The organism is Variovorax ginsengisoli (assembly GCF_030811835.1).
GTDB lineage: Bacteria > Pseudomonadota > Gammaproteobacteria > Burkholderiales > Burkholderiaceae_C > Variovorax > Variovorax ginsengisoli_C.
On the sequence record NZ_JAUSRO010000005.1, the window covers coordinates 1 to 23352 of the forward strand.

Below are 23352 nucleotides of genomic sequence, written 5' to 3' on the forward strand. Positions count from 1 at the left end.
CAGCGGTCAGCGTGGTCTTGCCATGGTCGACGTGACCGATCGTGCCCACGTTCACGTGGGGCTTGGTGCGGGTGAACTTACCTTTTGCCATTTTTCAATCCTTGAAAGAGCATGTCCGTGTGTTGGTTTTATGTCTGCACCCAATTGCTGATTCGTCCCGCACGGAAACAGGACGGCATCGGGTCGCAGACAAGTCGGGCTGCGCACTGCGCAAGCCCCACATTCTTGAATTACTTAGCGCGGGCGGCCACGATGGCTTCGGCAACGTTGCGAGGAGCTTCGGCGTAGTGCTTGAACTCCATCGTGTACGTGGCGCGGCCTTGCGACATCGAACGCAGTGTGGTCGAGTAGCCGAACATTTCCGACAGCGGGACTTCAGCCTTGATGGCCTTGCCGCCGCCGATCATGTCGTCCATGCCCTGCACCATGCCGCGACGGCTGGACAGGTCGCCCATCACGTTGCCGGCGTAGTCTTCAGGTGTCTCGACTTCCACGGCCATCATGGGTTCCAGGATGACCGGGCTGGCCTTGCGGCAGCCTTCCTTGAAGCCGAAGATGGCAGCCATCTTGAAGGCCATTTCGTTCGAGTCCACGTCGTGGTACGAACCGAAGTGCAGCGTGACCTTGACGTCGACCACCGGGTAACCGGCGAGCACACCCTGGCCCAGCGCTTCGATGACGCCCTTTTCGACCGCAGGGATGTATTCGCGAGGAACCACACCGCCCTTGATCGCGTCGACGAACTCGAAGCCCTTGCCGGCTTCCTGGGGCTCGACCTTCAGGATCACGTGGCCGTACTGGCCCTTGCCGCCCGACTGGCGAACGAACTTGCCTTCGGCATCTTCGACCGTCTTGCGGATGGTTTCGCGGTACGCCACCTGCGGCTTGCCGACGTTGGCTTCCACGCCGAATTCGCGCTTCATGCGGTCCACGATGATTTCGAGATGGAGCTCGCCCATGCCCGAGATGATGGTTTGGCCGGATTCTTCGTCGGTCTTCACGCGGAACGAAGGATCTTCCTGAGCCAGACGCTGCAGCGCGATGCCCATCTTTTCCTGGTCGACCTTGGTCTTCGGCTCGACGGCCTGGGAGATCACCGATTCCGGGAACACCATGCGCTCGAGCGTCACGATCGCCGACGGATCGCACAGGGTTTCGCCCGTGGTCACTTCCTTCAGGCCCACGCAAGCCGCGATGTCGCCGGCGCGGATTTCGCTGACTTCTTCACGGTTGTTGGCGTGCATCTGCACGATACGGCCGATGCGTTCCTTCTTGCCGCGCACGGGGTTGTAGACGCTGTCGCCCTTCTTCAGCACGCCGGAATAGACGCGCACGAAGGTCAGCTGGCCGACGAACGGGTCGGTCATGAGCTTGAATGCCAGCGCAGAGAACTTCTCTTCGTCGTCGGCTTGGCGAACGACAGGTGCTTCGTCTTCGTCGGTGCCACTCACTGGCGGGATGTCCGTCGGAGCGGGCATGTATTCGATGACCGCGTCGAGCATGGCCTGCACGCCCTTGTTCTTGAACGCGGAACCGCACAGCATCGGCTGGATCTCGCCGGCAATGGTGCGCTGGCGGATGGCGGCCTTGATTTCTGCCTCGGACAGCGTTTCGCCTTCGAGGTACTTGTTCATCAGCTCTTCGCTGGCTTCGGCAGCGGCTTCGACGAGCTTTTCGTGGTATTCGTTGCAGACGTCCACCAGGTCGGCAGGAATCTCGCCGTACTGGAAGGTCACGCCCTTGTCTTCGTCCCAGATGATGGCCTTCATCTTCACGAGGTCGACGATGCCCTGGAACTTGTCTTCGGCGCCGATCGGGATCTGGATCACGACGGGGTTGGCCTTCAGACGGTCGATCATCATCTGGCGAACGCGCAGGAAGTTGGCACCGGTGCGGTCCATCTTGTTGACGAACGCCAGACGCGGCACGCGGTACTTGTTGGCCTGGCGCCAGACGGTTTCCGACTGGGGCTGCACGCCGCCGACGGCGTCGTACACCATCACGGCGCCGTCGAGCACGCGCATCGAGCGCTCGACTTCAATCGTGAAGTCCACGTGACCGGGGGTGTCGATGATGTTGATGCGGTGTTCGGGGAACGTGCCGGCCATGCCCTTCCAGAAGCAGGTGGTCGCGGCGGACGTGATCGTGATGCCACGCTCTTGTTCCTGCTCCATCCAGTCCATCGTCGCTGCACCATCGTGCACTTCGCCGATCTTGTGATTCACGCCGGTGTAGAACAGGATGCGCTCGGTCGTCGTGGTTTTGCCAGCGTCGATGTGCGCCGAGATACCGATGTTGCGGTAGCGCTCGATGGGGGTGTTGCGTGCCATGAGAAATTACTCCATTAACGGATGAAAGCCCGCCTGCCACACGGCAGGTCGGGCTTCCAGCCAGTCTGTTTTAAGACGATTCTTTAGAAGCGGAAGTGGCTGAAGGCCTTGTTGGCCTCTGCCATGCGGTGCACTTCGTCACGCTTCTTCATGGCGCCGCCACGGCCTTCGGTGGCTTCCATGAGTTCGTTGGCCAGACGCAGGGCCATCGACTTTTCACCGCGCTTGCGAGCGGCTTCCTTGATCCAGCGCATCGACAGCGCCAGACGACGGACCGGGCGCACTTCGACAGGCACCTGGTAGTTCGCACCGCCCACGCGGCGCGACTTCACTTCGACCATCGGCTTCACATTGTTGATGGCCATGGTGAAGGCTTCGACCGGATCCTTGCCCGGGTTCTTCTTCTCGATCTGCTCCAGAGCACCGTAGATGATGCGCTCAGCGATGGCTTTCTTGCCGCCTTCCATGATCACGTTCATGAATTTGGACAGCTCGACATTGCCGAACTTTGGATCCGGCAGGATTTCACGTTTGGGGACTTCGCGACGACGTGGCATTTTTTCACCTCTTTGCTTCAGTTGGCACCGTTTCAGGTACCGCGAGAGCCAACAAAAACTCTCACTTACTCGACCCAGGATCGGGTCACTTCGTTCGATGCGCCCGCCAAGGCACGCCGAACACCGCTGATACAGAAAGCGATTAAGCCTTCTTGGGGCGCTTGGCGCCGTACTTGGAACGCGACTGCTTGCGGTCTTTCACGCCTTGCAAGTCGAGCGAACCGCGCACGATGTGGTAACGCACGCCGGGCAAGTCCTTGACACGACCGCCGCGAACCAGCACAACGCTGTGTTCCTGCAGGTTGTGGCCTTCGCCGCCGATGTACGAGATGACTTCGAAGCCATTGGTCAGACGGACCTTGGCAACTTTACGAAGCGCCGAGTTGGGCTTCTTGGGCGTCGTGGTGTAGACGCGGGTGCAGACACCGCGACGTTGCGGCGAGTTCTGCATTGCAGGGCTCTTCGAATTGATCTTTTCGACCGTCCGACCCTGACGCACCAGTTGATTGATGGTTGGCATGAATGAATAAGTCCCAAAACACCCCAGTCCAAGCGTGAACCGACCAGGGCATGTTTCTAGATAGTCCAGGAATGGACGAAAACGTGAAACCCTTCGGAAATTTCCGAAAAGCCCACGAGTATAGCGCATAGCGTCAACCGTTGGCCAGCGGATTTGCCAAACACCACGGAACGGGCGCTGCCCGACCGCCGGTCTGTCCCCCGTTAAGGGGCGAGCCCTTGACTGCCCCTCACTTGATCCAGAGACGCACGGCGTCCCAGGCGCGGCCCAGAATGCCGGCCTGCTCGACCGCTTCGAGCGCCACCAGGGGCACCTCGGCCACGGGTTGATCGCCCAGGCTGATCTTGAGCGAGCCTACCGGTTGGTTCTTGGTGAACGGCGCCACCAGGGGATCGGGCCGCGCGACCTGCGTGGTCAGCTTGGCGGCCGAACCAGCCGGCACCGCGACCACGATCGGCTCGGTGCGCCCCAGCTTCAGCGTGTTGACCGCACCCTTCCATACCGGCGGCGTCGCGACGGGCTGATTGGCTTCGAACAGGCGGACCGCGTCGTAGGCGGTATAGCCCCAGTTCAGCAGTTTTTGCGACTCGTTGGCGCGCACCGCCTCGCTGCTGGTGCCCAGCACGATCGACAGCAGGCGGCGCCCGCCGCTGAGGTTCGGGAAGTCGCGCTTGGCCGTGACGATCATGCAGTAGCCAGCGGCATTGGTATGGCCCGTCTTCAGCCCGTCGACCGTCGGATCGCGAAACAGCAAGAGGTTGCGGTTGGTGTCGTTGGTCGACGGCGTGCCCGGGTAGCGGTACTTCTTGATCGCGTAGTAATGGACGTACTCGGGAAAGTCGAGCATCAGCCGGCCCGCCAGAATGCTGAGGTCACGCGCGGTCGTGGTGTGGCCCGGCTCGGTCAGGCCTTCAGGATTCTTGTAGGTGGTGTTTTTCATGCCCAGCACCTTGGCCTGCTCGTTCATGAGCTGCACGAAATGCTCGGCAGTGCCGCCCACGCCTTCGGCCAACGCCATCGTGGCGTCATTGCCCGACTGGACGATCAACCCCTTGATCAGGTCTTCGACCGGCACCTGCATCTTCGGGTCGATGAACATGCGCGAGCCCGGCATCTTCCAGGCGCGCTCGCTCACCGGCAGCGTCTGGGTGAGCGTGATCTTCTTGGATTTCAGTGCATCGAAGACAAGGTAGGCGGACATCAGCTTGGTGAGCGAGGCCGGCTCGACCTGGCTGTCGATGTCTTTCTGCGCGAGCAACTGGTTGGCCGTGACGTCGAGCAGGAGATAGCTGCGCGCGGCAATTTCCGGCGGAACGGGTGCCTGCGCGGCGGCCAGGATGGAAAAGGATGCGGCAGCAGCCAGCACCAGCGCACGGAGCGCGTCGGACATACGGTTCATGGGGGATGCAAACAGACGAAAAACTAGCCCGCGCGCAAATGGCGGGCGACAAGGTGCTTGAGCAGGGGCAATTGTCCGTGAAAGAAATGGCCAACCCCCGGTATGACTGTGACAGGAAGTGACTGGGGCCGCGCCCAATCCATCACCGCCGACAAGGCCACCGTGTCGTCGACCTCGCCATGGACGAGCAGCGTGCGCTCGTGTGCGGCCTCGGGGAGGGCTGCCGGCACGGCTCGCACAACGCTGGCGCCGACCAACGCCACACTTCCCACGTCGCGCTCGCCCCAGAGCGACTGAAGCGCATTCATGGCCACGAAGGCGCCAAAGGAAAAGCCCGCAATGGCAATGGGCCCCTCGGGCGCGAGTTGGGCAACCACCGAGCGGTAGTCGTCGGTTTCGCCGCGCCCCTCGTCGTGCACGCCTTCGCTGGCGCCCACGCCACGGAAGTTGAAGCGCACGGCCGTCCAGCCGCTGGCCACGAAGGCGCGCGCCAGCGTCTGCACGACCTTGTTGTCCATGGTGCCGCCAAAAAGCGGGTGCGGGTGGGCGATGACGGCGACCCCGCGGGCGGGAACGCCTTGGGCAGCGGCGTCGCGCTGAACCTCGATCACGCCGGCGGCGCCGTGCAGGCGGAGCTTCTCGGTCTGTGAATTCATGATGCTTGCAATGGAAGATTCCTCCGGTCAGTCCTCATGGACGCCCGAAAGCCAGGAAGGTTCAGCCAATTTTGAGGGCCGTGCGGCGCCGCTCAGCGTCCGACGTCGGGCGGCAGCAGCAGCCGCTCCACCGGCCGACCGTTCTTCAGGTGCGACTCGACGATCTCGTCAATGTCGTCGTGGTCCACGAAGGTGTACCACGTCTCCTCCGGGTAGACCACCGCCACCGGCCCGCCCGCACAGCGATCGAGGCAACCGGCCTTGTTCACCCGCACCTTGCCAACGCCCGCCAGCCCCGCCTCCTTGACCTTGGACTTGCAGCGGTCGAAGCCTTCCTGCGCCTGGTGCTTGGCGCAGGCATCCTCGCCGTTCTTGCGTTCGTTCAGGCAGAAGAAGATGTGGCGCTGGTAGTAGGGCATGGACGCATTCTAGGTTTGCGCCGGCCGCCTCGACAGCACGGCCACCACGTAGCCCAGTGTGGCGAATGGCCAGAGCCAGCCGAGCCACTGCACCAGCCCATGGAAGCGAATGAAGCGCCCCTGCTCCCAGGTCGCCAGCGTCTGAGCGAAGTACGCGCTTTCCGGTGCCTGGTTGAGCAGGCTCAGGTGCAGCACCAGCGCCAGCAGCAGCAGCGCGGCGCAGAGCCGACGCCCCGCGCCGAGCAGCAGCGTGCCGACGATCACCGCACCCGCCATGCCCAGTTGCACCGGCGCGCTCAGCCACGCCCAGGCATGGTCCGGCCCGTAGCTGAGCGCCGCCGACAGACCGCTGGCCAGCGCACCCGCGAGCAGCGTGAGCGGCAACAGCACGGCACGGCGCGGCAACTCGCGCGTGACCATGAAGCCCAGCAGGCAAGGCACCAGCGCCCCCAGCAGCACGCAGATCATCTCGACGCCGGGCACCAGCGGCTCCAGCTCGAACTGGCGCACGGGCAGCCAGTCGATGAAGGGTGTGTCGAGCAGCCATTCCGACAACGCCGCCTCCAGCCGCTCGAAGACCTGCCCGAGACCGAAGGTGACGGCCGCCGGAAACAGCAGCGCAACCGGCCAGAGCGCCAGCAGCACCAGCCCGCCACGCGCGTCATCGACAAACCACTGGGAACGTGCGCGGCTCCAGTGTGCGACCGCACCCACGCGTTCGAGCACCGCCGCCACCACGGCGCCGAGCAGTGCGCCGGCGGTGTTGAGCCCCAGATCGACGTTCGACGGGATGCGCGAGGGCAGGTAGCTCTGCAATGTTTCCATGGCCAGCGAGATTGCACCGCCGGCCAACGTGGCGCGCAGCACGGCAGGCAGGCCGCCGCTGCCCGGGCGCGTGCGCAGCACCGCCAACGCCGACAGGAAACCCATCGGCATGTAACCCACCACGTTCACCCCGAAGTCGAATCCCGTCCAGTACTTCGGCCAGGGTGCCGCCAGGTAGGCCCAGGGCGCAATACCCTGGTCGCGCCATTCGGAGAATGGATACAGGCTCGCATAGACGATCAGCGTGGCGTATGCGAGCGCCAGAGGCTGCGCGGCGGACTTGTGCTGCGCAGGCACGGTCAGAAGGGCTTGACGACGACCAGGATCACGATGCAGAGCAATAGCACCACCGGCGCCTCGTTGAACCAGCGGTACCAGCGATGGCTGCGGCGGTTGGCGTTGGCCTCGAATTTGCGCAACAGCACGCCACAGCCGTGGTGGTAACCAAGCGCCATCAGCACCAACGCCAGCTTGGCGTGCATCCAGCCGTTGCCCGGACCGCGGCCGATGCCGTAGCCCAGCCAGAGCCAGGCGCCGAACCCCAGCGCAGGGACTGCCAGGAAGGTGGTGAAACGCAACAGCTTGCGCGCCATCAGCAACAGCCTGTCGCGCTCGGCCACCGACCCGGGCGGCACCATTGCGAGATTCACAAAAATCCGCGGCAAATAGAAAAGGCCGGCAAACCAGCTGGCGATGAATACGATGTGCAGCGACTTGACCCAGAGCATGGCGACCAGTTTAGAGGGTGTCGACGCACGAGGCAGCGCACGCCACCGATGCCACGCCGGACAAAAAAAAGCCCGGCGTCAAAACGCCGGGCTGGGAAGCCCTTTTGCTGTCACACATCAAGGCACCCGCTCAGGGAGGAAAAGCGGGGAGCGGCAAGCCGCCCAGCACAGAATTTAACAAAGGGGAAACCTACGATCAAGCGTTTCCAGTAACTATTTTTGACATTTCGGTGGACTGAGCGCGCTCAATCATGCCTCTGGCGTGCAAATTCGTTCACCCAGACAGGTGGCGCGCCGGGCAAAAGCAGCCGATGGGGCACAATTTTGGCCATGACCTTCCACGCCCCGTTTCCTGCCGGCCGTCCGCGCCGTCTCCGTCGCGACAGTTTCACGCGCAACCTCGTCCGTGAACATGCCCTGCACAGCCATGACCTGATCTACCCGGTGTTCGTGCAGGAAGGCGAACGCCGCCGCGACGCCATCGCGTCGATGCCCGGCGTCGAACGGCTGAGCCTCGACCTGCTGCTGCCGGTGGCCGAGCAATGCGTGGCACTGGGCATTCCGGTGATGGCGCTGTTCCCGGTGATCGACGCGCGGCTGAAGACGCCCAACGGCGACGAAGCCTTCAACCCGGACGGGCTCATCCCGCGTGTGGTCGCCTCGCTGAAATCACACTTTCCCGAACTGGGCATCATGACCGACGTCGCGCTCGACCCTTACACCAGCCATGGGCAGGATGGCCTGCTCGATGACACCGGCTACATCCTGAACGACCCCACCGTCGAGGTGCTGGTTCAGCAGGCCCTCACGCAATCGCACGCCGGCGTCGACATCGTCGCGCCCAGCGACATGATGGACGGACGCATCGGCGCCATCCGCGACGCGCTGGAAGAAGCCGGCGACATCCACACGCGGATCATGGCGTACAGCGCCAAGTACGCGAGTGCCTTCTACGGCCCGTTTCGTGACGCGGTCGGTTCCTCGGCCAACCTCGGCAAGAGCAACAAGAAGGTCTACCAGATGGACCCGGGCAACAGCGACGAGGCCCTGCGCGAGGTGGCGATCGACATCGCCGAAGGCGCCGATATGGTCATGGTCAAGCCCGGCATGCCCTACCTGGACATCGTGCGCCGCGTCAAAGACGAATTCCACGTGCCGACCTTCGCCTACCAGGTCAGCGGCGAGTACGCGATGCTCAAGGCGGCCGCGCAGAACGGCTGGCTCGACCACGACGCGGTCATGCTCGAAAGCCTGCTGGCCTTCAAGCGCGCCGGCGCCGACGGCGTGCTGACCTATTTCGCACTCGACGCCGCACGCCTGCTGCGCCAGGGCTGAGCGGCGCGATGCGGATCTTCCAGGTCAGCGGCTCGCAGGTCGACGAACATGCCACGCTCGCGCCGCTGGCCCTGCCCGGCGCCTGCCGCACGGGCTACCTGTGGCTGTCGCTCACGCGGGAAGAGTTCCGCGCCTCGCTCGGCGATGTGCAGCGCGTGCTGGCAGCGCTCTGCGGCACGCAACTGGTCGATCTGCACGTGAGCGACCTGCTCAACGACCAGTTGCCCTCGCACTACGACTACACCTCGCTGTACGACGTGATCGTGTTCCGGCGGCTCGCAGCGGCGGGCGTCGGCCCCGACACACAGGCGCCCGCCTTGCCCCGCAGTGGCCCACCGGTGCTGCGGCGCATCGACACCCGGCCCGTCGGTTTCGCCGTGTTCGACCGGGTGCTGCTCTCGGTGCACCCCGACGACGCCGCCGTGCGCGACGCCTACGCGGCCAAGCTGCTGGCCGCCGCCGGACGCGGCGACCGTGGCGATCGGCCCGAAGCCGAAACGCCGGCACTTGACGCGCGTGCGACCAGCGCGCGCGTACCCACCAGCCCGGCCGACCTGATGCTGCGCGTGGTCAACCAGATCGTCGACGCCTACCTGGAGTTGCGCCGCGAACTCACTCGCCAGCTCGACCACTGGCAGGCCGAGCTGATCGACCCGAAAAGCCGATTCACCAACTGGAGCGCGCTGATGCAGGCGCGCCAGTCGTTGCACCACCTCGACGAGATCTGCGAAGACCAGCGCGCGGCCGTGCAGGACTGGCTCGATGCGCTCGAAACACTGCCTGCACCCGTGGGCGCGGTCGAACTGCGCGAGCGGGAGCTGATCCTGGTGCGCAGCCGCGACGTGCTCGAGCACATCGAGCGCGTCGTGCACCATGTGCGCCGCCTTGAACAGAACGCTGAGACCGCGGTGCAGATGCACTTCAGCGTGCAGAGCCACCGCACCAACGACATCATGCGGATCCTGACCGTGCTCACGGCGGTGTTCCTGCCGCTCAACCTCATCGCCGGCATCTTCGGCATGAATTTTGAGTTCATCCCGCTCGTGCACAAGGCCGACGGCTTCTGGATCGCCATGGCTTCCATGGGCCTGACGGCCGTGGGGCTGGTGATGGTGTTCTGGCGCAAACGCTACCTGGCACGCACCGCGCGCTGAGTGAAACGTGAAAAAACCGGGTGATGCCTGCGCATCCCCGGTTTTTTCTTTGGCTTGCTTGACCGGCCGCGATGTGCGGACAGTGAGGCAGGCGCTTTACAGCGCGGCTTGGCGCGTGTTGATCTTCAGCGTGCCGTTGGTGTAAGCGGGCAGCACCGTGCTGTTCACGAACGCCTTGCGGTCCAGGTTCTGGTTCGGTGCATGGGCGGTCGCAACGGCTTCGGCCTGGACGCGTGCGCGATCGGTCGAGGCGGCCAGCACCGGTTGCACGCCAGCGTTGGCGGCTTCAGCGTACTGGTCACCAGCGCGAGCAGCGGCAACGGCTTGCGTGCTCACTTCGGCACGGCTGAGTGCGCCTTGCGTGGTCAGCACGCCGTCATACGTTTCTGCTTGGGCGCCGGTAGCGGCGAGAATGGTCAGGGCAGCAGCGGCGAGGATGTTCGAGGTCTTCATTTGGATTCCTTGGTTTGTTCTGGAGCGGTTCGCTCGGGATGCCGATTTGGCGTCCCGTGGCATGAATTGTGCACCCGTAAGTAGGTAAAAACCCTCATGAAAATGAATCACGGTGTTCACGATATCGAAACAATAGGCCGGTAAATGGACAGCTTTGATCTCATCAGGACCTTCCGCGAAGTCGCCGCGCTGGGCAGTTTTTCGCGGGCAGCGACCAAGCTGGACATGTCGAAAGCCACCGTCAGCAAGTACGTGGCCGAACTGGAGACACGTTTCGGCGTGCGGCTGCTCAACCGCTCGACCCGCTCGGTGAGCCTGACCGACGCGGGCGCGCTGCTGCTCGAGCGCAGCAAACCAGTGATGGAGATGGTCGAGCTCACCCAGGCCGAGTTGCAGGAGCACGCGAGCCGGCCGACCGGACGCATTCGCCTGTCGGCGCCGCACGGCATGGGTCAGGGCGACCTGCCCAAGCTGCTGGCGCAATTCATGGGCTATTACCCCGAAGTCAGCATCAGCCTGCACCTGAGCAATCGCACCGTGGACATGGCCGAGGAAGCCATCGACCTGTCGCTGCGCCTCGGACCGATCGAGGACGACAACCTGATCGTGCGCAAACTGGTGCTGGTGAAGCTGGTGGTGTGTGCGTCCCCGCGCTACTGGAAGAAACACGGCAAGCCCGTGCAGCCCACCGACCTCGCCGGACACGACGCCCTGACGCACTCACGTCTTGGCCATCACCCGCTCTGGCGCTTCGAGGTCGAGGGCAAACCCGTCGACATCGCCGTCAAAAGCCGCATGGATGCGACCGAGGCGGGGCCGCTGATCCAGGTCGCCATGCAGGGCTTCGGCGTGCTGTACGTGCCCGCCTTGCTGGTGCAGTCGCACATCGACCACGGCGAACTGGAGCCGGTGCTCGAATCCTTCGTGCGCAGCGACGTGTGGCTGTCGGCGGCCTACCTCCAGCGGCGCCACAACAGCGCTGCGCTGCGTGCCCTGCTCGACTTCCTGGAAACGCGCATCGGCGCACGCGCCCCTGCGAAGAAGAAATGAGCGCGGCAAAATGAAAAAGGCCGGCGCCTTCTGGGGCGCCGGCCTTTCGGGCTTAGGCAAACTGCAGCTTACAGTGCAGCCTGGCGTGTGGTGCGGATCTTCAGGGTGCCGTTGGTGTAAGCGGGCAGCACCGTGCTGTTCACGAACGCCTTGCGGTCCAGGTTCTGGTTCGGTGCATGGGCGGCAGCAACGGCTTCGGCCTGGACGAGGGCGCGGTCGGTCGAGGCGGCCAGCACCGGTTGCACGCCAGCGTTGGCGGCTTCGGCGTACGGGTCACCAGCGCGAGCAGCGGCCACGGCTTGCGTGCTCACTTCGGCGCGGCTCAGCGCGCCTTGCGTGGTCAGCACGCCGTCATAGGTTTCGGCTTGGGCGCCTGCGGCAGCAAGCAGGGAGAGAGCGGCGGCGGCGATGATCTTGGAGGTCTTCATTTCAGTTCCTTGGTAGTGGAAGGATCAGGCTTGCTGAAGTGCCTGCCTGTGAGATGAAGTTTGCGCCGGATCACGCCCTGAAAACGCCTCCAAAACGAACCACGGCGTTCATGAAAGGCGAACAATCCACGGTGCGCCGAAGCACCCACCCGCCGTGCCGGGCGAGCGTCGGCGTCAGCCCACGTGACGGGCGAAAAAGGCCAGCGTGCGCTCGCGCGCCAGCGTGGCCGCAGCGCCATCGTAGGAGCCGCGCTGGTCGCAATTGAAGCCGTGATCGGCGGCATACACATGCACCTCGACGTCCGGATGCGCGGCCTTGAAGGCCTCGACCGATTCGAGCGAAATCCAGTGATCCTTTTCGCCGAAATGCGCGAGCACGGGCACGTGTGGCCGGCGCGCCGATTCCTCGGGGGTGGTCATGCCGCCGCCGTAATAAGGGGCTGCCGCCGCGAGGCCGGAAACACCCGCGGCCGCCCGCCAGGCCAACAGCCCACCCCAGCAATAGCCGACCACGCCCACCTTGCCCGCACGCGCCGCGTAGTCGACGGCCGCCTGCACGTCCTGCAGCACACCGGGCGCGGGCAGCGCCTCGACCGCCGCCTTGAGCGCGACGCCGGCCTGCATGTCGTCGCCGGTGTAGCCCAATTCGACGCCCGGCTTGACGCGGTGGAAAGTGGCCGGCGCCACCGCCAGGTAGCCCGCGGCGGCATAGCCGTCGGCGACCGCGCGGACGTGCGAGTTCACGCCGAAGATTTCCTGCAGCACCACGATGGCGCCCTTGGGCTGGGCTGCGGGCTCGGCCACATACGCAGGAAAAGTGAAACCGTCGGCGGCGGTGAGATCGATGAATTGACCCATGGTCATGCTCCTTGAGACTGAGTGAAAGGTTGTTCGAGTGCGCTCGCCAGAAAGTCCAGCCGGTCCTGGCCCCAGAAGATCTCGCCATCCAGCACATAGCTGGGCGCGCCGAAGACCTGCGCGTCGATGGCGTCCTGCGTGTAGGCCTCGTAGCGCTCCTGAACCGCCTGGCTCTGCGATTGCTCGGCGCGCTTGGCCGGCAGACCGCATTCGGCCACCAGCGTCTCCAGCAGCGTCGGGTCGGCGATATTGCGCTCCTGCACCCATACGGCCGCGAACACCGCCGCACACAGGCGCAGCGCCGCATCGGTGCCGTCGTGCAGGTCGACCGCGATGATGAGCTTGGCCGCATCGTCGCCGCCCACCGGAAAGAACTTGGGCTTCGGATTCAGCGGCAGGCCGAGGTGGCGGGAGAAGCGCGCGAGTTCGACCAGCCGGTAGGCCTGGCGCTGTGGCGCGCGCTTGCCCAGCGGCAGGCCGCCCGAAACCGGGAACACCGCGCCGAAATCAACCGGGCGCACGCGCACGGTGGCATCGGCTGCCTGCGCCAGCGCCACGAAGCGCGCGTGGCCCAGGTAGGTCCAGGGACTCTGGGGCGTGAAGTAATAGTCGATGGTGCGGCGCATGGCTTCTCCTCGATGATGTAATCCGTGCAGACGGTTTTTAACTGACGCGCATTACTTGTGCAGGAGGCGGGACTTGAACCAGGTGCTCTTGATGACGGGCGGCAGTCGCGGCATCGGCGCGGCCGCCGCCGTGCTCGCTGCCCGACGCGGCTTTGCGGTGGCCGTCAACTACGCCAGCCAATCGGCGGCCGCCGACGAGGTGGTGCGTCGCATCCGCAGCGAAGGCGGCACCGCCATCGCCGTGCAAGCCGACGTCGGCGATGAGGCGCAGGTGCTGGCCATGTTCGCGGCAATCGACGCCCGGCTGGGCCGGCTCACCGCACTCGTCAACAACGCCGGTGTGGTCGACCGGCAGGCGCGTGTCGACGAGATGAGCGTGGCCCGGCTCGAACGCATGATGCGCATCAACGTGATCGGCAGCTTCGTCTGTGCACGCGAAGCGGTGCGCCGCATGAGCACGCGCCATGGCGGCCACGGCGGCGCCATCGTCAACGTGTCGAGCGCCGCGTCGCGCCTGGGCTCGCCGGGGCAATACGTCGACTATGCGGCCAGCAAGGGTGCCATCGACACCTTCACGCTCGGCCTGGCCAAGGAAGTGGCCGACGAGGGCATTCGGGTGAACGCGGTGCGTCCCGGCCTGATCGAAACCGAGATCCACGCCTCGGGCGGCATGCCCGAACGCGCCGCAGCGCTGGCACCCACCGTGCCCATGAAGCGCACCGGCAGCGCCGACGAAGTGGCCGCGGCCATCGTGTGGTTGCTGTCACCCGAGGCCAGCTACACCACGGGGGCGCTGCTCGATGTGGCAGGAGGCCGCTGATGGCCACGCCCACCATGGACCTGATCAAGCCGCTGATCACGCTGCTGGCCATCGTCAACCCGCTGGCGATCGTGCCGTTCTTCATCCACTACACGCAGGAATACACCTCGCGCCAGCGCCGCCACACCGCGTGGGTGTCGGCCTTCAGCGCCTTCGTGGTGATCGCGGTCAGCGCCCTGCTCGGGCTGCAGTTGCTGTCGTTCTTCGGCATCTCGATCGCCAGCTTCCAGGTCGGCGGGGGCATGCTGCTGCTGATCAGTTCGCTGAACATGCTCAACGCGCAACCCGCCGAGGCCAAGACCAGCAAGGAAGAGATTCGCGCGACCGAGGTGAAAGCCTCGCTGGGCGCCTCGATCGCGGTCGTACCGCTGACCATTCCGCTGCTGACTGGCCCGGCCACCATGTCGACCATGGTGATCTACGCAGAGAAGACCCAGCATCTGTGGGAACTCGCGCTGCTGGTGGGCTACGGCGTCATCATCGGCCTGGCCACCGGTGTGACCTTTTCGCTGGCCGAGCCGATCGCCCGTGTGCTGGGCAAGACAGGCATCAACGTGATGACCCGTCTGATGGGCCTGATCCTGGCCGCACTCGCTGTCGAGGTGATGGCCGACGGCCTGGGCAAACTGTTCCCGATCCTCGGCCGCGCGGGCTGACCTCGCCCGAACCGCCGCGACGCGCCGAGCGCACTCAGCGCGTTGCGTCCACCCAGCCGGCCAGTTCGGTCACCGCCGCCTCGGTGGCCGCGGCCAGCGCCTTCACACCGCCCGCCGCATCGGCCGTGGGCGCCGGACGCTGGACGGTGAAGCTGCGTTGCGCCAGCACGCGGTCGCCACCGGGCTGGGTCTGGATCAAGGTGGCACGCAGGCGCACCAGGCCAACGCTGGCCGACGGCGCCTCGAAGTACTGGCTGAACTCCTCGAGCGTCACACGCAGCGTGTTGGGCACCCGGCCGCCGCTGCGCGCCATGGAAGCACTTTCGCGCGGGCTGAGCACCGTATGGCGCACGGACAGCGCGTCGTTCAAACGCTGGTGCACGAGCTGCACCGGCGCCACGCTCCAGCGCGCCAGGCCATAGGGGCGCAGCTCGTTGCCATCGGCATAGCCCAGACGGTAGAGCACCTGCGTGCCCTCCAGGCGCGCGCTGGCTTCGATGTCGGCGAGCGCCAGCGTAGACCCGGCGGCGACGGGTGCCCCAGCCGTCGCCACTGCCGCAGCACCACCCGCGACCAGGCCAGGGCCGAAGTCGTAGAGCACGGCACGCGCGGGCCGGTCGGGCAAGGCGCCGCAACCGGCGAGCAACAGCGCGCTCGCGGCCGCGCCCAGGGCCAAGGTGGCCACGACGCGCAGGCGTCGCGCAGACAGGGTGATCTTCGGGTTCACGTTCATGGGCTTGGACCTTCCTCAGGGACGGGCTGCGGCCGGCGGTGCGGCAAAGCCCGGCTCGCCCGGCCCCGCCACCACACCGCCATTGCCGAACAGCAGCGATTGCGGGTTGTCGTTGATGCCGTCGGCCGCGCGGCCCAGCCGGCGCACCGCCTGCGACGTGTCATCGGCCACGCGGTTCAGGCGCGGCAGCGTTGCGTTGTTGAACGACTCGACAGCCTGCGACAGCGCCTGGGTGCCGTCGCCCAGGCGCTGCATCGGCCCGTCGGGCGCATTCAGCCGCGATGCCGTGGTGTTGAGGTTGTTGGCCACCCGCGAGACGTCGCCTGCGGCCGTCTTGAGCGACCCCATGGTGTCGCGGGTGCGATCGATCAGCGGCGGCAGCGCTGCCAGCGTCGGGTTCAGGCCGTTCTTCACGGTGGCATCGAGCTGCCGCGTGAGCTGGTTGGCGCTGGCCGCGGCCTGCGCAATGTTTTCCAGCGCGGTCGCAATGCGTTTCTGGTTGCCGTCGTCGAGCACGTTGTTGACCCGCGTGGTCACCTGCTCGACCTGCTTGAGGATCGCCTCGCCGCGGTCCTGCAACTGCGCGAGCATCGACGGCCGCAACGGCAGGCGTGGCGGCGCTTCGTCGTTGGGCACCAGCGCCACCTGCGACTCGCCCTTGTCGTCGATCGCAATGAAGGCCAGGCCGGTCACGCCCTGGTAGCTGAGCGTGGCATAGCTCGACTGCGTGAGCGGCACGCGGGCATCGACCGTCAGGCGCACGCGCACGTTGCCGGTCTGCTTGGGGTCGAAGTCGATGGCCGTGACCTTGCCCACCGCGATGCCGCGGTAGCGCACCATGGCCTGCGGCTGCAGGCCGCTGACCGCGTCGCGTGTGGACAGTTCGTAGACGTGGCGCACGGTGTCGTCACGCGTGAGCCAGATCACCAGCGCCACCAGCGCAGCCGCAAGGCCGAGCACGAAGGCACCGGCGGCGAGGGCATGGGACTTGTTTTCCATGGGTCTACCTTTGCGAATCGGGGACGTCGTCCTCGTGCAGGGCTTCCATCGCGCGGCGGCCTCGGCCGCCCAGGAAGTACTGCTGGATGAACGGGTGCGGGTGGGCGATCACCTCGCGTGGCAGGCCCGCGACGATCACCCGCTGGTCAGCCAGGACCGCGATGCGCGTGCTCAGGTCGAACAGCGTGTCGAGGTCGTGCGTGACCATCACCACCGTGAGCCCGAGCTCGCGGTGCAACGTGCGCAGCAGCGTGCAGAAGCCGTCGGCGCTCTCGGGGTCGAGGCCGGCCGTGGGTTCGTCGAGCAGCAGCAGCGGCGGGTCCATGATGAGGGCACGCGCCAGCGCCACGCGCTTGATCATGCCGCCCGACAGGTCCGCCGGGCTCTTGTTGGCATGGGCCGGGCCGAGCCCGACCATCTGCAGCTTGACCAGCGCCGCGTCGCGGATCAACGCTTCAGGCAACAGCTTGAGTTCGCGCAGCGGAAAGGCAATGTTGTCGAGCACGCTGAACGCCGAGAACAGCGCGCCGTGCTGGAACAGCATGCCCACCGAGGCCGCCGCGTGCGCGCTCAGTCGGCCGGCCGGCTGGCCCAGCACCGTGACGTCGCCACGGCTGGGATGTTCCAGCCCGAGGATCTGGCGCAGCAGCACGGTCTTGCCCGTGCCCGAGCCACCCACCAGCGACAGCACCTCGCCGCGCCGGATCGCGAGGTCGAGGTCGCGGTGCACCACCTGCTCTCCGCGCGACGACGCGAACACCGTCCAGAGCTTGCGGATGTCCACCACCGTGGGCGCGTGCACGTCGGGCGCATCGATCATCGAAAACCCACGCCTTTGAACAGCACCGCGAACAGCGCGTCGATCAGGATCACGACGGTGATGGAGGTGACCACCGACGAGGTCGTGCCACGTCCCAGGCTCTCGGTGTTGGGCTTGACCTTCATGCCGAAGTAGCAGCCCACCAGCGCGATCAGCACGCCGAACACGGCCGACTTGGCCATGGCCAGCCAGAGGTTCGACAGCGGCACCGCGCGTGGCAGCGCCGACATGAAGTACGAGGGCGAGATGCCCAGCGCCATATCGGCCGCGATCATGCCGCCCAAGAGCGCGGCCATCGAGGTCCACATGCTGATGAGCGGCATCGCAATGGCCAGCGCGAGCACGCGCGGCATCACCAGCCGGAAGCCGTGCGGGATGCCCATGACGCGCATCGCGTCGAGTTCTTCGGTCACACGCATCACGCCGATCTGCGCGGTGATGGCCGAGCCCGAACGGCCGGCGATGAGCACCGCCGCCAGCACCGGCCCGAGTTCGCGGATCAGCGACAGGCCGAGGATGTTGACGATGAACGTCTCCGCACCATAGTTGCGAAGCTGGTTCGAGGTGAGATAGGCCAGCACCACGCCGATGAGCAGCCCGACCAGCGCCGTGATGGGCAGCGCCGTGGCCCCGAACTGGTAGAGCTGGCCGGAGAAATCGCGCCAGGGCCCGCGGTGCGGCGCACGGATGAGCGTGCCGACGTCGAGCACGAACTGGCCGAACAGCGCAAGAAAGTCGCGCGCCACGCGCACCGAACGCGAGCCACCACGCGCGAGCCGTTGGAGGTGCTGCACGAACGTCGGTGGCGGCTCGACCGGCACGCTGCAGGTGTAGCGCGCGACGTGTTCGAGCACGGCCCGATGCTGCGGATCGAGTTCGATCTGCGCGGGCCACGCATGGTGCCAGTGGTTCCAGAGCAGCTGGGCGCCGATGTGGTCGAGCTGCTTGATCGGCCGCAGGTCCCAGGCGGTGTCGGCGCGGGCAGGCAGGCGTTCCAGACTCTCTGAGAGCGCCTTCCAGTGACGCGGCGAGGAAAAGGACAGCGCGGTCCAGGCACCACTGGCCAGCACACCCGATTCGCCGGCTGACTCAACGCGCGGCGCCGTTGCCGTGGCCGGGGTCGGCGCAATGGCAGACGGGGCGTCGGGCGCGGGGTTCGGCGCAGTGAGGGGCATGAGGGCGTGGGATTCCTGAAGCGGCCAGCAACGAAAGCGGATCGCCGATCCTAACCGCAGCACATGAAGATGCATCCGATCGATGGGGCGCGTGCGGGGTCAGGGCGCGTACCGGCGGCAAGTGGCCCGGCGATGCGCCGGCCATCGCGGGATTCTGCGCCCTCATCCCTCTCCTTCGGCGGCTGGAAAACCCTCGGCCAGATGCTCGCGCAGATGGTCGACCAGGCACTGCACCGCACGCGGGACGTGCGGCGACCAGGGCCTGATGGCATGGATGCGGTCGCCGAACACCCCTTGCGGCTGCCAGTCGGGCATCACCGCCTGCAACGCCTGCGTTCGCAGGTGCGTGCTGGCGCTGAAGTCGGGCAGCAGCCCGATGCCCAGCCCGCAGAGCACCGCGTCGCGCAGCGCCTCGCTGTTGTTCGCCTTGAACGGGCCGGCCACGGGCACGCGCACCGGCTCGCGGGCCGCGCCGCCAGGCCGCCGACCGCTTGCGCGCTCGAACGACCAGGCCGCCTGACCGGCGCCGTCGCGCAGGTAGAGCAGGCAGTCGTGATCGACCAGCTCCGACGGATGCGTGGGCGTCCCGCGGCGCTGCAGGTAGTCGCCGGTGGCCACCAGCAGCGAGCGCGTCTCGCACAGCGTCCAGGCCACGTGCGTGTCGGGTGGCGCGTGGGTGTGGCGGATCGCCAGGTCGAAACCCTCCTGCGCCAGGTTCACGAAGCGGTCGGTCAGCTCGAGCTCGATGCGGATCTCGGGGTAGCGCAGCAGGAAGCGGGCGATCAGCCCGGTCATGTGCTGGCGTCCGAGCGCCACCGGCGCCGTCACCCGCACCAGGCCGCGTGGCGTGCTCGCGAGGTCGCGCACCGCGGTGAAGCTCTGCGCGATGCGCGTGAACGACAGCTCGGTCTCCGCCGCCAGTTGCTGGCCGGCCGCAGTGAGTGCAACCGAGCGCGTGGTGCGCTGCACCAGCGGCATGCCCGCTGCACGCTCGAGCTCGGCAATGCGCATGCTCACCGAAGCCTTGGAGATGCCCAGGCGGCGCGCGGCCTGGGTGTAGCTGCGTGTCTGCGCCAGTACCACCAGCAAGTGCACGTCGGCGAAAACGGGGTCGGACGAGGGGGTCATGCGTCGCACAGTGTTCAGGAATTTGAACAATGTAATCAGTAATCCGGTATTTCCAAAGTACGGAGCCGAGCCTAGACTTGCGCCACATTGCACCAGCCCCAAGGACCCCTTTTCATGAACGCACCCGTACGCCCCGCCCTCGCCGCCCTTGACCACTGGGTGGGCGGCCAACCCGTTGCCAGCCAGAGCGGCCGCCGCCAGGACGTGACCAATCCGGCCACGGGTGCCGTCACCGGCAGCGTGGCGCTGGCCGACAGCAGCGAGGTTGCCGCTGCCGTGGCTGCCGCCCATGCGGCCTTCCCCAAGTGGGCCGACACGCCGCCGATCCGCCGTGCCCGCGTCATGTTCAAGTTCCTCGAGCTGCTGAACCTGCACAAGGACGAACTGGCCCACCTGATCACCGCCGAACACGGCAAGGTGTTCACCGACGCGCAGGGCGAAGTCAGCCGCGGCATCGACATCGTCGAATTCGCCTGCGGCATTCCGCAACTGCTCAAGGGCGACTTCACCGACCAGGTGTCCACCGGCATCGACAACTGGACGCTGCGCCAGTCGCTGGGCGTGGTCGCGGGCATCACGCCCTTCAATTTCCCGGTGATGGTGCCGATGTGGATGTTCCCGGTGGCCATCGCCGCGGGCAACACCTTCATCCTCAAGCCCAGCCCGACCGACCCGAGCGCGTCGCTGCGCATGGCCGAGCTGCTCAAGGAAGCCGGCCTGCCCGACGGCGTGTTCAACGTCGTGCAAGGGGATAAGGCGGCCGTCGACGCGCTGCTGGAGCACCCCGACGTCAAGGCCATCAGCTTCGTCGGCTCCACGCCCATCGCCAACTACATCTACGAAACCGGCGCCCGCCATGGCAAGCGCGTGCAGGCCCTGGGCGGCGCGAAGAACCACATGGTGGTGATGCCCGATGCCGACATCGACCAGGTGGTCGATGCGCTGATCGGCGCGGGCTACGGCTCGGCCGGCGAACGCTGCATGGCGATCTCGGTGGCCGTGCTGGTGGGCGATGTGGCCGACAAGGTCGTGGCCCAACTGGTCGAGCGCACGAAGACGCTCAAGGTGCTCGACGGCGAGAACCTCGCAGCCGAAATGGGCCCGATCGTCACCCGCGCCGCGCACGAGCGCATCACCGGCTACATCGATCTGGGCGAAAAGGAAGGCGCAAAGCTGCTGGTCGACGGCCGCGGCTTTCAGGGAGCGGCGGCAGGCAAGGGCTGCGACAACGGCTTCTGGATGGGCGGCACGCTGTTCGACCACGTCACGCCCGAGATGCGCATCTACAAGGAAGAGATCTTCGGCCCGGTGCTCGGCTGCGTGCGCGTGGACGACCTGGCGGCAGCCGTCGACCTGATCAATGCCCATGAGTTCGGCAACGGCGTGAGCTGCTTCACCCGCGACGGCAACGTGGCGCGCGAGTTCTCGCGCCGCATCCAGGTCGGCATGGTGGGCATCAACGTGCCGATTCCGGTGCCGATGGCCTGGCATGGCTTCGGCGGCTGGAAGCGCTCGCTGTTCGGCGACATGCATGCCTATGGCGAGGAAGGCGTGCGCTTCTACACGAAGCAAAAGAGCATCATGCAGCGCTGGCCCGAAAGCATCGGCAAGGGCGCAGAGTTCGTGATGCCCACGGCGAAATAAGCTCACCCCCCAGGCTGAGGGGGCGCTCCCGGCGGCCCGGCAAAGCCGGTTGCACGGGAGCTGTGAAGAAACCGGGTACAACGGTGCGACTGCCAACAATGACAAGGCCGGAGACAACACCCTTGAGCGACACCACATTCGACTACATCGTCATCGGCGGCGGCACGGCCGGCGCGCTGATGTGCAACCGGCTCTCGGCGAACAAGCGCAAGCGCGTGCTGCTGATCGAGGCGGGCCGCCGCGACGACTACCACTGGATCCACATTCCGGTCGGCTACCTCTACTGCATCGGCAACCCGCGCACCGACTGGCTCTACAGCACCGAGCCCGACCCGGGCCTCAACGGCCGCACGCTGCGCTACCCGCGCGGCAAGACGCTCGGCGGCAGTTCCAGCATCAACGGGATGATCTACATGCGCGGCCAGTCGCGCGACTACGACCAGTGGGCGCAGCTCACCGCCGACGACGCATGGCGCTGGGACCAGGTGCTGCCGGCCTTCAAGCAGCACGAGGACCACTACCTCGGCGCCGACGAGATGCACGGCGCGGGCGGCGAGTGGCGGGTCGAGAAGCAGCGCCTGCGTTGGGACATCCTCGATGCCTTCGCGCAGGCCGCGCAGGAAGCCGGCATTCCGCATTCCACCGACTTCAACCGCGGCAGCAACGAAGGCGTGGGCTACTTCCAGGTCAACCAGAAGAACGGCTGGCGCTGGAACACCGCCAAAGCCTTCCTGCGACCGACCTGCTATGGCCGGCCGAACTTCGAGATGTGGACCGGCGCGCAAGTCACGAAGCTGATCGTCGAGACGCAGCCCGATGGCACGCAGCGCTGCACCGGCGCGCAGGTGTGGGACGGCCAGGAGATGGTGACGGCGCACGCCACCGCCGAAGTGCTGCTGTGCGCCGGCAGCATTGGTTCGCCGCAGACGCTGCAGCTCTCGGGCATCGGCCCGGCCGACCTGCTGCGCGAGCGCGGCATCGACGTGGTGGCCGACCTGCCGGGCGTGGGCGCGAACCTGCAGGACCATCTGCAGATCCGCGCGGTGTTCAAGATCGACGGCGCGCCGACGCTCAACGTGCTGGCGTCGTCGATGATGGGCAAGGCGAAGATCGGCCTCGAGTACCTGATGAAGCGCAGCGGGCCGATGAGCATGGCGCCCTCGCAGCTGGGCGCCTTCACGCGCAGTTCGCCCGACCACGAATGGCCGAACCTCGAGTACCACGTGCAGCCGCTGTCGCTCGACGCCTTCGGCGATCCGCTGCACGCCTTCCCGGCCTTCACCGCGAGCGTGTGCAACCTGAACCCGACGAGCCGCGGCTCGGTGCGCATCAAGAGCGCGCGCTTCGAGGACGCACCGGCGATCGCGCCGAACTACCTGAGCACCGACGAAGACCGGAAGGTCGCGGCCGATTCGCTGCGCGTGACGCGCCGCATCGCCGCGCAGCCGGCGCTCGCCAAGTACAAGCCGGTCGAATGGAAGCCGGGGCCGCAGTACGAGAGCGACGACGATCTGGCACGTCTGGCTGGAGATATTGCGACCACCATCTTCCATCCGGTGGGCACGACGAAGATGGGCGCCGATGGCGATCCGATGGCGGTGCTGGATTCGCGCTTGCGGGTGCGGGACGGGCGCGGGGGTTTGATTGCCGGCCTGCGCGTCGTCGATGCCGGTGCGATGCCGACGATCACGAGCGGGAACACGAACAGCCCGACGTTGATGATGGCGGAGAAGGCTGCGGGGTGGGTTCGTTTGGGGGATTGACTGTGGCTTGACGTTGGTCAGAGCGCCCGACAGGCGGTGCGGGATGCACAACCATCGCGCGTCCACGTCGGCGGGCGGTAGGCCTACGGGCGGCTGTCCGGCTCCGGCGAGCACCGCAGCCAAAGGCGGATCAGGGCCGCGCATGTTTGAGCGAAGCGAGTTTGCGCGGACCCCGCCTTTGGCGAGGAGCAGCAGCGAAGTCCGAAGGACCGGAGACGTCTGCCGCCCGCAGGCCTACCGCCCGCCGACGCCACCCCGCACTCACTGCAACCCAAA

General features: G+C 66.3%; 26 protein-coding genes. 8 read left to right on the forward strand and 18 right to left on the reverse strand.

What is annotated here, in order from left to right; translation table 11 throughout:
- From J2W36_RS08205 to J2W36_RS08245, 9 genes are all read right to left on the reverse strand, one after another.
- Positions 1-91: GTP-binding protein (locus tag J2W36_RS08205; RefSeq protein ID WP_038111923.1), on the reverse strand; the 91-nt coding region annotated here is incomplete at its 3' end.
- A 139-nt stretch (positions 92-230) separates the two neighbouring features.
- Positions 231-2330, reverse strand: coding sequence for an elongation factor G (gene fusA / locus J2W36_RS08210; RefSeq protein WP_307689221.1), 2100 nt, complete (start codon positions 2328-2330; stop codon positions 231-233).
- Between the two features lie 83 nt (positions 2331-2413).
- Positions 2414-2887 (reverse strand): 30S ribosomal protein S7, encoded by a 474-nt coding sequence (gene rpsG / locus J2W36_RS08215; protein ID WP_068630557.1) that lies wholly within the window; start codon positions 2885-2887, stop codon positions 2414-2416.
- Between the two features lie 142 nt (positions 2888-3029).
- Complete coding sequence (rpsL, locus tag J2W36_RS08220; RefSeq protein WP_013543948.1) at positions 3030-3407, reverse strand: 30S ribosomal protein S12; 378 nt, start codon at positions 3405-3407, stop codon at positions 3030-3032.
- A gap of 229 nt (positions 3408-3636) precedes the next feature.
- Complete coding sequence (locus J2W36_RS08225; RefSeq protein WP_307689222.1) at positions 3637-4806, reverse strand: D-alanyl-D-alanine carboxypeptidase family protein; 1170 nt, start codon at positions 4804-4806, stop codon at positions 3637-3639.
- Positions 4807-4829: 23 nt separating this feature from the next.
- On the reverse strand, positions 4830-5462 hold the full coding sequence (locus J2W36_RS08230) for an alpha/beta hydrolase (protein ID WP_307689223.1): 633 nt from the start codon (positions 5460-5462) through the stop codon (positions 4830-4832).
- A gap of 92 nt (positions 5463-5554) precedes the next feature.
- The gene (locus J2W36_RS08235; protein WP_307689224.1) at positions 5555-5881 is read right to left on the reverse strand and encodes a (2Fe-2S) ferredoxin domain-containing protein; all 327 of its coding nucleotides are present in this window, start codon (positions 5879-5881) and stop codon (positions 5555-5557) included.
- Positions 5882-5890: 9 nt separating this feature from the next.
- Positions 5891-7003: a VanZ family protein gene (locus J2W36_RS08240; protein WP_307689225.1), complete on the reverse strand. Its 1113-nt coding sequence runs from the start codon at positions 7001-7003 to the stop codon at positions 5891-5893.
- Between the two features lie 2 nt (positions 7004-7005).
- On the reverse strand, positions 7006-7434 hold the full coding sequence (locus J2W36_RS08245; RefSeq protein ID WP_307689226.1) for a CopD family protein: 429 nt from the start codon (positions 7432-7434) through the stop codon (positions 7006-7008).
- Between the two features lie 17 nt (positions 7435-7451).
- Here J2W36_RS08245 and J2W36_RS08250 point away from each other — a divergent pair, with 17 nt between their 5' ends.
- The 3 genes from J2W36_RS08250 to J2W36_RS08260 all read left to right on the forward strand — a co-directional run bounded on the left by J2W36_RS08250 (position 7452) and on the right by J2W36_RS08260 (position 9923).
- Entirely contained in the window at positions 7452-7673 is a 222-nt protein-coding gene (locus tag J2W36_RS08250) for a hypothetical protein (RefSeq protein WP_307689227.1), read from the forward strand.
- A 91-nt stretch (positions 7674-7764) separates the two neighbouring features.
- Positions 7765-8769, forward strand: a complete 1005-nt coding sequence (hemB, locus tag J2W36_RS08255; protein WP_307689228.1) for a porphobilinogen synthase — start codon at positions 7765-7767, stop codon at positions 8767-8769.
- An 8-nt stretch (positions 8770-8777) separates the two neighbouring features.
- Positions 8778-9923, forward strand: a complete 1146-nt coding sequence (locus tag J2W36_RS08260; protein WP_307689229.1) for a magnesium transporter CorA family protein — start codon at positions 8778-8780, stop codon at positions 9921-9923.
- A gap of 96 nt (positions 9924-10019) precedes the next feature.
- On the opposite strand, the gene J2W36_RS08265 is transcribed toward J2W36_RS08260, so the two are convergent.
- Complete coding sequence (locus J2W36_RS08265) at positions 10020-10376, reverse strand: alpha/beta hydrolase (protein ID WP_307689230.1); 357 nt, start codon at positions 10374-10376, stop codon at positions 10020-10022.
- 144 nt (positions 10377-10520) lie between these two features.
- On the opposite strand from J2W36_RS08265, the gene J2W36_RS08270 reads away from it, so the two are divergent.
- Positions 10521-11426: a LysR family transcriptional regulator gene (locus J2W36_RS08270; RefSeq protein WP_307689231.1), complete on the forward strand. Its 906-nt coding sequence runs from the start codon at positions 10521-10523 to the stop codon at positions 11424-11426.
- 68 nt (positions 11427-11494) lie between these two features.
- Here J2W36_RS08270 and J2W36_RS08275 read toward each other — a convergent pair whose 3' ends face one another.
- From J2W36_RS08275 to J2W36_RS08285, 3 genes are all read right to left on the reverse strand, one after another.
- The gene (locus tag J2W36_RS08275) at positions 11495-11854 is read right to left on the reverse strand and encodes an alpha/beta hydrolase (RefSeq protein ID WP_307689232.1); all 360 of its coding nucleotides are present in this window, start codon (positions 11852-11854) and stop codon (positions 11495-11497) included.
- Between the two features lie 174 nt (positions 11855-12028).
- Positions 12029-12712, reverse strand: coding sequence for a dienelactone hydrolase family protein (locus J2W36_RS08280; RefSeq protein WP_307689233.1), 684 nt, complete (start codon positions 12710-12712; stop codon positions 12029-12031).
- Between the two features lie 2 nt (positions 12713-12714).
- Complete coding sequence (locus tag J2W36_RS08285) at positions 12715-13338, reverse strand: 2-hydroxychromene-2-carboxylate isomerase (protein WP_307689234.1); 624 nt, start codon at positions 13336-13338, stop codon at positions 12715-12717.
- Between the two features lie 73 nt (positions 13339-13411).
- On the opposite strand from J2W36_RS08285, the gene J2W36_RS08290 reads away from it, so the two are divergent.
- Complete coding sequence (locus J2W36_RS08290) at positions 13412-14158, forward strand: SDR family oxidoreductase (RefSeq protein ID WP_307689235.1); 747 nt, start codon at positions 13412-13414, stop codon at positions 14156-14158.
- Between the two features lie 14 nt (positions 14159-14172).
- Positions 14173-14814 carry a MarC family protein gene (locus tag J2W36_RS08295; RefSeq protein WP_370869291.1) on the forward strand — a complete coding sequence of 214 codons (642 nt, stop codon included), beginning with the start codon at positions 14173-14175 and terminating at the stop codon, positions 14812-14814.
- Between the two features lie 34 nt (positions 14815-14848).
- Here the strand turns inward: J2W36_RS08295 and J2W36_RS08300 are convergent, their stop codons facing one another.
- The 5 genes from J2W36_RS08300 to J2W36_RS08320 form a co-directional block, all read right to left on the reverse strand.
- Positions 14849-15547, reverse strand: a complete 699-nt coding sequence (locus tag J2W36_RS08300) for an ABC-type transport auxiliary lipoprotein family protein (RefSeq protein ID WP_307689237.1) — start codon at positions 15545-15547, stop codon at positions 14849-14851.
- Positions 15548-15562: 15 nt separating this feature from the next.
- Positions 15563-16546 (reverse strand): MlaD family protein, encoded by a 984-nt coding sequence (locus J2W36_RS08305; protein WP_307689238.1) that lies wholly within the window; start codon positions 16544-16546, stop codon positions 15563-15565.
- A 4-nt stretch (positions 16547-16550) separates the two neighbouring features.
- Positions 16551-17366, reverse strand: a complete 816-nt coding sequence (locus J2W36_RS08310) for an ABC transporter ATP-binding protein (protein ID WP_307689239.1) — start codon at positions 17364-17366, stop codon at positions 16551-16553.
- A complete protein-coding gene (locus J2W36_RS08315; RefSeq protein WP_307689241.1) occupies positions 17363-18541 on the reverse strand; it encodes an MlaE family ABC transporter permease in 1179 nt (392 codons plus the stop codon). The genes J2W36_RS08310 and J2W36_RS08315 overlap by 4 nt, the downstream gene beginning before the upstream one ends.
- Positions 18542-18703: 162 nt before the next feature.
- Positions 18704-19669, reverse strand: a complete 966-nt coding sequence (locus tag J2W36_RS08320; RefSeq protein ID WP_307689242.1) for a LysR family transcriptional regulator — start codon at positions 19667-19669, stop codon at positions 18704-18706.
- Between the two features lie 114 nt (positions 19670-19783).
- Between J2W36_RS08320 and J2W36_RS08325 the strand changes: the two genes are divergently transcribed.
- Entirely contained in the window at positions 19784-21313 is a 1530-nt protein-coding gene (locus tag J2W36_RS08325) for a CoA-acylating methylmalonate-semialdehyde dehydrogenase (RefSeq protein ID WP_307689243.1), read from the forward strand.
- 122 nt (positions 21314-21435) lie between these two features.
- A complete protein-coding gene (locus J2W36_RS08330; protein ID WP_307689244.1) occupies positions 21436-23076 on the forward strand; it encodes a GMC family oxidoreductase in 1641 nt (546 codons plus the stop codon).
- The last annotated feature ends 276 nt before the right edge of the window (positions 23077-23352 follow it).